Below are 8,808 nucleotides of genomic sequence, written 5' to 3'. Positions count from 1 at the left end.
GGGAAATAGTCCGACTACGCCCTGTCTCTTACTCTACTATATTTAAAGAAATAATTTATTTATAGACAGGAAAACCGAGTATGGAGTCTGTTATTCGTCCCTGGTCTGAGCTTGAGCAAAGCTATGATGGAACGATCTTATTAGGCAATGGCGCGAGTATCGCCGTAAGCTCTCGTTTTGCGTATAGATCTCTGCTCGAATGCGTCAGACAGCGAGAGAGTCTGGCGGAAGACGCGCGCAGGCTGTTTGATTTTTTTGAAACCGAAGATTTTGAGCTTATCCTCCGTATTGTCTGGCAAGCTTCTAACGTCAATAAATCTTTACGAATTGAGGATGCGCGTACTCGCGAAGCCTACCTCAGTATTCGTGAATGCCTTATTCAGGCCGTTCGCGATGTACACCCCGAACACCATGAAGTTAGCAGGCAACTGCCCTGTATTTATGATTTTTTGAAAAGATTCGATACGGTTATTTCGCTCAACTATGACCTTATTGTTTACTGGACGATGACCTACGGCTTGGATAAAAACGATCATCACCGATTTAAGGACTGTTTTCTTGCCAGAGGCGTTTTTGCAGAAGACTGGCAGCGGTTAAGAGCGCTATACGGCGATGAACAATCCAATACGCTTGTTTTTTATCCACATGGCAGTCTCGTATTATGTCGAAACCGTATTGAACATGAACATAAAATTCATATCCGGGGAGCGGGGCTGCTTGAATCCATTCTGGAACGATGGCAGAGCGAGGAAGTTGTTCCTTTATTTGTAAGCGAAGGAACGTATAAGCAAAAGGTAAACTCCATTCAAAATAGTTTCTATCTTTCAACGGTTTATAGGGAAGTTCTCGTTGAGCCGCGAGAAAGTCTGGTGATTTTGGGCTGGGGAATGGGAGAGCATGATATACATCTGTTAAAACGCATGGCGGGAACAGGAATACAGCGAGTTGCGGTATCTGTTTTTAGAAGAGATCATGCTTATTGCAACAGGGCAAGCCAATTAATCAAAGACAATCTGGGACAGGATGTCCGCATAGATTTTTTTGACAGCGAAAGTCCCGGTTGTTGGAATAAGCCTCCGGAAAATCAGTAATATTTTCCGTCATCCTTGCCTGCGGTATCTGGTTGTAATAATTTACGCGCTGAGGACTCAAAACCTCTTTCATGCGGCCTAAAACCAACTTCGTCAGTGTTGTTTTTTTACCTTCTGCTCGTAAGAGCGGAGGGTGTATGCTGGCCGTTCAAAGTCGGGAGGGTGACGAATACAACACCTTTCGGGGAAATAAGTCCGCGGTTTCGTGAAGCCGTTTTGAGCCTCCCGGCACCACTTTATATGGTCATCTCAAAACATTTCACGGAGGTATTTATGCCTGATTTAACTTCATGTTTAATTAAATCTTTGGTGTAATGGCTAATGCTTATTTTTATAACAATCTGCGATCTCTATTCCACGACTTTCCCTTGCCGTTTTTGACCGAAAGCGGTATCTTTTATTCGTACCTGCAAATTCAGGTGCCGGGATTGGTCTCCTGAAGATATTCCTTACTGGCGACATATGGCGCGCTTTGCGTCTTTTTTATGTCGTTCACCCAGCTACATCTCTATGGTGGGCCGGGCGGAGGCGCCGCAAGGCGCGCCGGTGTCCAGTAAGGCCGGTAAGACCAACTCCGTCCGGTTCCACCACCCGCAAGATTGGTCTCTTCGGTGGTGGTTCAATTAATCACTTACTGGAGGCTGCCATTATGGCTACGATCCCCACTCAGACACATCCGTTACTTGTCGTTCCCTTTAATGCCGCCACGGATTTCACCGTACTGGCCGATCACTGCGAAAACTTCGCCGAAACCCTGATTGAAAGCAACGATCCCACACTGAAAATGGCGCTCTGCGGCAGACTCAACGCCTGTCTGACGCTGCTTCAGCTCACGCTGTTAGAACCTGTTCCTTCCCATCTTATTGAAAGCCTGACTGTTGACACCCTCCCTGCAAATTTTCCCCGTTTCGAGCCTGAATGCACAGAGCTTTGCCGCTACTGTCTCTCCCTGACACAGATGCTGACAGGGCAAGGCTTTTACTCTGAAATGGAAAAACACCTTAGCGGCCTGCTGTATGAACTGATCAACTATTTCGCTGCGGAAATGAAAGCCCCGCGCTGGCTACGTACCGCCGACGACATGAAGTTTATCGACGAGGTGGTGGCATGACGCAACAGGACTGGCATCCCGCCGACATTATCGCGGCGCTGAAAAAGCGGGGAACGTCGCTGGCGGCGGTTTCCCGTAACGCCGGGCTGGCGTCCTCCACGCTGACCAACGCCCTTAACCGCCGCTGGCCCAAAGGTGAAAGGCTGATTGCCGAAGCGCTGGGCGTGGCTCCTGAAAAAATCTGGCCTTCACGCTACTGTAAATCAGAATATCGATAAGGCAAACAGCTCCTCCCGATCTTCTGCCTGCCTTTGCAGGTGGGAGATCGAGAAAATGCCAGTGACGCACGACAACTCAGCATTTTATCAAATCAACGGGAAATGTTTTTCAGGCAAAAACAGTTTCCTCTTCCTGCGCCAGTCACATTCGCATTATTTTCTCTCTGCAACAAATGGCCCTCCGGGGCGCCCTTATACGCTTCACGACCTGCAAGAAGCGGTCTGATTTCAGGCTGGTCGTCCCTTTACCGACAATACCTTTGAAAATGTCGGACTGCGTTGCAGTTAAGGTCACTCTTTACATTGCGTCAATATCTGAACTGGTTTTTCGGTACAGATCGTAAAACGATGAATGTCGTGCATGCCATTCACTTAAATACCCGAATGCGTCTTCAGTTTTGCAGTAATGACGCATGAATCCCTCATCTTATCACTTCACAATCTACTATATAGCTTTACATCTATATAGTATTTGACCTATATTAATTGGGAGGTCCCGTGTGGACAATTAAAACAACGGATACGTTTGATAACTGGTTTACCTCGCTCAATGATACCGATCGGGCCAACGTGCTGGCAGCGCTGTTGGTCCTGCGGGAAAAGGGGCCGGGGTTGTCCAGACCTTATGCCGATACGATCAGAGGCTCCCGCTACAGCAACATGAAAGAGTTGCGTGTTCAGAGCCGGGGCGATCCGATACGGACGTTTTTCGCTTTTGACCCGGCCCGTGCTGGTATTGTACTTTGTGCCGGAAATAAGGTCGGCAATGAAAAACGTTTTTACGATGAGATGCTCCCGGTCGCAGACCGGGAATTCACGAACTGGCTGAACACATTAAAAGAGAAGGAGTAACGCGATGGGCAGAACGCTGGAACAGCTTATTGCGGATGAAAAACCTGAAGTCGTGGCCGAAGCTCAGGCGATGGCGACGGACATCCTGCTCAACATTCACCTTGCCGAACTGCGTGAGAAAGTACAGAAAACGCAAGTGGAAATGGCACAGGCGCTGGGCATCAGGCAACCTACCGTTGCAGGAATGGAAAAACTAGGGCGCGATCTGAAGCTTTCCACTCTCAAACGCTACGTTGAAGCGACTGGCGGCAAGCTACGTCTTGATGTTGAACTGCCGGATGGTTCTCACTACGGATTTGTACTGTAAACACTGACGCTCCCTGAACTGGAGCGTCAACCCCTTCATGACGGGCTGCGGCCTGCATTTGCCGCAAGGCATTTGCTGCCGCGTGACCGTAAAACTGCACCAGACGATAAATTTTCAGATACTGCACCAGTGCCAGTGCGTCACTTTAACCGCGCAGAGCGGGAAAGTGACGCACGCAGCCCTTTCGACCTGCACCAGACAACTCAACTGCGCCAGCCTACGGCTGGATTCTGACACTGCCTTTTCAGGCCATTTTACCCATAAGGAGAACATGAACCGATACCGAGGCGGATCTGGACGATCCGGGGGATAACCCGCGCAAGCGGGCGGCTGCTCTGAGAGCACAACCGAAGCCCCACCACACCTCAACGGCTGCCGCCCCGGCGCTCAGGTATCGTTCGCAGCCCTGACAAAAAAACAGGGGCTATCGGCCTGTGCGCCGGGGAAAGCGGTATCAGCGTTGGATTTTTGGGGAATGAGTTTGCGGCAATCATGAAAAGGGGAATGTATGGGGATTCTGGAGCAGGAAATGAAGCGGCTTGCGCAGCAGGCAGGCGGCAGCCATAAAACGGTTCACGACCGCATTAAGCTGGCGCAGCGGTTTTGTGAGCGTCTGGTACTGGCGCAGAATGTGCAGATCCGCCGGGTGGAGCAGCTTAAGGCGCGACATATAGAGGGTTATATCCGTGAACGGTTGGCGCAGGGCATTACAAAGCGTTCCCTGCAAAATGAGATGGCAGTGGTACGTTGCATTCTGAAACAGGCCGGGCGTGACAGGCTGGCGCAGAGTGAGCGGCTGAACAACCGTTCTCTTGGTCTGTCTGGCGCATCCCGTAATGGTACAAAGCTGGCTATCACGCCGGAGCACTATCGTGACGTGCTGGAGACAGCCCGCGTAAAAGATCCGGGGATGGCGGCAGCGCTGGAACTCTCAAGGCTGATGGGATTACGTTCGCAGGAGGCGGTGCAGAGCGTACAGTCGCTGAAAACGTGGCGACAGGCGCTGGATCGTGGTGACACTCGCTTAACCGTGGTGTTTGGCACCAAAGGCGGGCGACCCCGTGAGACGATTATTCTTGATGCTGTCGCTGTCAGGAAAGCGCTGGATAATGCGCTGGCCGTGGCAGAAGATCGCCACGGCAGGCTGATAGATAAGCCGGACCTGAAAAGCGCGATGAAATACTGGCACAGTCAGGCGTCGGGTCTCGGGTTAACGGGCGCATATTCCCCGCACTCGTTGCGCTACGCCTGGGCGCAGGATGCGATCAGCCATTATCTGGCGCAGGGATTTTGTGAGAAGGAAGCGCTGGCAATGACGGCGATGGATTTGGGACACGGTGACGGGCGCGGACGGTATGTGGCGCAGGTTTATGGACGAAGGGATAGTGCTGATTGATAGCCTCAGACTTGCAATATGAGGTTAACCATCGTTTTTCGTACAAAATTATTTGCCCCAAATAATTTGGGGTGATTTCCTATCAATTTCGCACTATTCATCGGTTTTCATACAAAAAATTTTGGGGCAAAAATTTTTTGTATGCTTTCCTATCAATACTGACAAGAACAATAATTATCGGCTATTAAATCCATGATTATTAATTATAAATCAATGAATTAAGTTTAGATGGTCGATTTTTGATAGCCACCATATTATAAAATACCCTTTATTCATCGTTATCCACCGAAAAAATTTCTACGTAGAAATTTTTTGTACGGTTTCCTCTTAATAACAATGCTTCTGAACGGTATGGCTTATTAACAGGTTTCTGGTGCAGCGTTACGGTATTTTTTCTGGTGATTGCGCCAGCAAAGGGAAAAAGGCCAGATAAAGGTAAAGGTCGGCTAAGGGTAACAGCGCCAGACCGGAAAAGGCCAAAGGGCTGAAAGGGCCTTAACACTGGCGCAGTTTGATGCTTATCCGATAATATCTGGCGCAGTCCTGACACAGGCAGGCGACGGCAAACGGTGGCATTGAACTGGTGCAGTTGTGGCGTATTGGCAAATCAGGTCTGGTGCAGGTTGTCTGGCAGCTTTCGCCTGAAATTATTCACTGTGAATAATTTCGATATTTGTCTATTGATTCATAATATATTGATAGGTTTTCGTACAAAATTATTCGACTCGAATAATTTTGTACATTTTCTGATTAATATCAGAAAAAATGAAGGTAAACCCTTTCAATACAAAAAAGCAGTTCCTTATCAATCGGGATCTGCTTTTTCATTTTTAATAAATCATACTGCTACTGATTCAGGCCGCTTTATGTTGCCGGGCATAAATATAGGGCGCAACGAACCCCTCGCGGCTCACGTCCAGATAGTCTGACCACCACTGCATCATGGCTTTACGGGCATCGAGATGTTCAGCGCGGTGAATATATGCTGCCCGCACGCTGTTGCGTTCCTGATGGCTCATCTGCCGCTCCACGGCATCCCGCGACCAGAGTTCAGATTCCACCAACGTACTACAGGCCATTGCCCGGAAACCATGCCCACAGACATCGGTTTTGGTGTCATAACCCATTAAACGTAGCGCCCGGTTGATGGTATTTTCACTCATCGGTTTGTAGGGATTGTGATCACCGGGGAAAACTAAATCCAGATGGCCGGAGATTTCCTTTATCTGCTTCAGAATGGCGATAGCCTGATGAGAAAGCGGCACAATATGTGGAGTACGCATTTTTGCGCTACGACCTGAAAAACGGACTTTGTCTATCGCCTCGCGGGTGGCGGGGATGGTCCAGATTTTGTGTCTGAAATCTATCTCGCTCCAGCGAGCGAAGCGCAGTTCGCTGGAACGGATAAACAGGTGCAGGGTCAGCGCTACTGCCAGTCTTGTTAACTGCCGCCCCTGCTGATAGTCACCGATCCGCTCCAGCAGCTCGGGCAACCGCTCCAGCGCTAGGGCGGGATAGTGATTTTTAACCGGCGGCGCGGTGACGCCTTCCAGATGCAGCGCCGGGTTGTTTTCGGTCAGTCCCTGCTGAACAGCGTAACGCATGATGTTGCAAAGCTGCTGCCGGGTTCGGGACGCGACTTCCAGAAAGCCTTTATCCTCGATAACTTTCAGTAACGCCGTGAAATGTTGCGTTTTCAGCATCGTGACGGGAATGTGTCCAATTGCCGGAAAGATATGATTTTTCATACTGGCAAGGATGCGCTCTGCATAGTCAGCCGACCATTTCTTGTTGGTTTTGTGCCATGCTACCGCAACGGCCTCAAAGCATTTTTCCGGTGAAGCGGCGGCTTTTTCAGTCATGCGCTGCTGTGCAGGGTTGATATTCTGCGCCAGCAGTTTACGGATACCATCGCGTTGTTGACGGGCGTCGGATAGCGAAACTTGCGGATACGCGCCTAACGCAATGCGTGATTCTTTTCGATTGAAGCGATATTTGAGATACCAGAGGCGTGAACCGCCCGGATTGACAAGCAGATACAGACCATGAGAATCGGTCAGTTTAAAGGGTTTATCAGAAGGCTTGATACTGCGGATTTTCGCGTCGGACAGGGACATGTGGTGGTCACTCCATTATCGAACTGAAATGACCCCAAATCAGACCACCAATTTCGCCGGTTGCGCAGGGAAAAGCAGATACGCATCGGGAAAGATTTTCACGCTAACTTATTGAAACCTAATCACATAGGGACTTATAAGCACGCCTGAAAACAGGAATTTGGCTCCTCTGACTGGACTCGAACCAGTGACATACGGATTAACAGTCCGCCGTTCTACCGACTGAACTACAGAGGAATTGCGTTAACGGGGCGCATATTAATGGCCTTGCGATGAGGTGTCAATAATAAAACTAACCTGCTGATTCAGATGATTAAATAAAGCCCGTTTCGCTGATTTAGTGCACGGTTTCCGTGCTGTTGTTCAGGCGCTGTAGCGGATCCTGCCCATAAAACTGGCAAAAACGTTGCCATAGAGAAGGAAAGCGTGGGGCAAACAATGCCGGCGCGCTGAAGAAATATTCTGAGAGTACGGCAAAGCACTCTGCCGGATCGGTTGCCGCATATGCATCAATACTGGCGGCATTTTCTCCTACCGTATCGATTTCATCCTGAATATTATCCATTGCCGTATGCAGATCATGTTCCCAGCCCGCTACTTCACGCAAGGCGATGGAAGGAATGCCGCTGGCGCGATCGCCGTTGCGCATGTCCAGCTTGTGGGCTACTTCATGAATAATAAGGTTAAAGCCGGAGGCGTCGAAGGAGTCCTGTATGTCGAGCCAGTTAAGAATAACTGGCCCCTGCTGCCAGCTCTGTCCTGACTGCACCATGCGTTGATTATGCACCAGTCCAATATCATCTTCCCATTCATCGTCGACCAGAAACGGTGCCGGGTAGATAAGCACTTCGTGGAAACCGTCAAGCCATTCAATCCCCAGTTCGAGCACCGGCAGGCAAAAAAGCAGGGCGATGCGCGCGCTTTTTAGCGAAGTTAGCTCAAAACCCTGTAGCGGCACCAGGCGCTTGCTGTCAAGAAAACGCTCAGCCAGCAGCACCAGCCGCTGTTGCTCACGGGCGGACAGGTATGCCAGAAGCGGTATGGCCAATGCATCTTCCCACGGGATAAGCGTTGATGGGGCGGAATTTTGCGTTTTCCAGGGCCATTTTATCATCTTAATTCGCTCGTAAAGTCGTTACCTGAACAAAAATGAAGTGTCTGGGTCTATTAACTTGCCAAATTCCTGGGCATTATTGCAATCCAACGGAGAGATGCCGGAGCGGCTGAACGGACCGGTTTCGAAAACCGGAGCAGGGGCAACCCTGCCGGGGGTTCAAATCACCCTCTCTCCGCCATTTCGTATCCCTGTCTTCCTGACGGACAATCAAATTACGTCAACCTGCGTTCCGGGTGAGCGTTTTATCGCCTGATTGATTTGGGCATTCATCCGATGCCTGAATTTAGCAGTAAGCTATCAGCAGGCCAACCTGTCAGGATAGCGCTTCATCATCGCGTCATCCAATTTGTGAACCAGGTCTTACCGTTTACGCTCAATGTACGCTAACTCCTTTCTGAAAGTGCTTCTGCTGTAGCGTTTTTAACGGACTGAGGTTTTCCCTGCACCGGCGGGATGACCGGAGGCGATGGTGCATTTTATTAATGGCGCATGTCCCGATAATGCGTTGCTACAAATACAGCAAACCGGGGCATGCGGTTATTGTTAAATCCCCACCAGAGCACTGAGGGATCCCCACAAACTCAGCGCTAATAAACCAG

General features: G+C 49.8%; 8 protein-coding genes and 2 tRNA genes. 7 read left to right on the top strand and 3 right to left on the bottom strand.

Translation table 11 applies throughout. The features are described 5' to 3' along the window. Positions 1-80: 80 nt before the first annotated feature. The 6 genes from JJB97_RS17120 (at position 81) to JJB97_RS17095 (ending at position 4,975) form a co-directional block, all read left to right on the top strand. The gene (locus JJB97_RS17120) at positions 81-1,091 is read left to right on the top strand and encodes a DUF4917 family protein (RefSeq protein WP_238715303.1); all 1,011 of its coding nucleotides are present in this window, start codon (positions 81-83) and stop codon (positions 1,089-1,091) included. A gap of 649 nt (positions 1,092-1,740) precedes the next feature. Then, a complete protein-coding gene (locus tag JJB97_RS17115) occupies positions 1,741-2,202 on the top strand; it encodes a hypothetical protein (RefSeq protein WP_238715302.1) in 462 nt (153 codons plus the stop codon). Beyond that, positions 2,199-2,420 (top strand): helix-turn-helix domain-containing protein, encoded by a 222-nt coding sequence (locus JJB97_RS17110; protein WP_238715301.1) that lies wholly within the window; start codon positions 2,199-2,201, stop codon positions 2,418-2,420. Before JJB97_RS17115 ends, JJB97_RS17110 begins: the two co-directional genes overlap by 4 nt. Positions 2,421-2,918: 498 nt before the next feature. Continuing rightward, a complete protein-coding gene (locus JJB97_RS17105; RefSeq protein WP_238715300.1) occupies positions 2,919-3,272 on the top strand; it encodes a type II toxin-antitoxin system RelE/ParE family toxin in 354 nt (117 codons plus the stop codon). Between the two features lie 4 nt (positions 3,273-3,276). Next, on the top strand, positions 3,277-3,579 hold the full coding sequence (locus tag JJB97_RS17100) for a helix-turn-helix domain-containing protein (protein WP_042309123.1): 303 nt from the start codon (positions 3,277-3,279) through the stop codon (positions 3,577-3,579). A gap of 508 nt (positions 3,580-4,087) precedes the next feature. Then, a complete protein-coding gene (locus JJB97_RS17095) occupies positions 4,088-4,975 on the top strand; it encodes an integrase domain-containing protein (RefSeq protein WP_238715299.1) in 888 nt (295 codons plus the stop codon). Between the two features lie 854 nt (positions 4,976-5,829). Here JJB97_RS17095 and JJB97_RS17090 read toward each other — a convergent pair. The 3 genes from JJB97_RS17090 to mtfA all read right to left on the bottom strand — a co-directional run bounded on the left by JJB97_RS17090 (position 5,830) and on the right by mtfA (position 8,206). Further along, a complete protein-coding gene (locus JJB97_RS17090) occupies positions 5,830-7,092 on the bottom strand; it encodes a tyrosine-type recombinase/integrase (protein WP_238715298.1) in 1,263 nt (420 codons plus the stop codon). 161 nt (positions 7,093-7,253) lie between these two features. Beyond that, positions 7,254-7,329, bottom strand: a tRNA-Asn gene (locus tag JJB97_RS17085). A gap of 100 nt (positions 7,330-7,429) precedes the next feature. Next, positions 7,430-8,206 carry a DgsA anti-repressor MtfA gene (mtfA, locus tag JJB97_RS17080; RefSeq protein ID WP_238715297.1) on the bottom strand — a complete coding sequence of 259 codons (777 nt, stop codon included), beginning with the start codon at positions 8,204-8,206 and terminating at the stop codon, positions 7,430-7,432. 91 nt (positions 8,207-8,297) lie between these two features. Here mtfA and JJB97_RS17075 point away from each other — a divergent pair. Continuing rightward, positions 8,298-8,387, top strand: a tRNA-Ser gene (locus tag JJB97_RS17075). Positions 8,388-8,808 lie beyond the last annotated feature (421 nt).

The sequence above is a fragment of the Tenebrionibacter intestinalis genome, assembly GCF_016632365.1.
Lineage (GTDB): Bacteria > Pseudomonadota > Gammaproteobacteria > Enterobacterales > Enterobacteriaceae > Tenebrionibacter > Tenebrionibacter intestinalis.
Note: the sequence above shows the minus strand (reverse complement) of the source record. Positions and strands in the feature narration are given on the sequence as shown.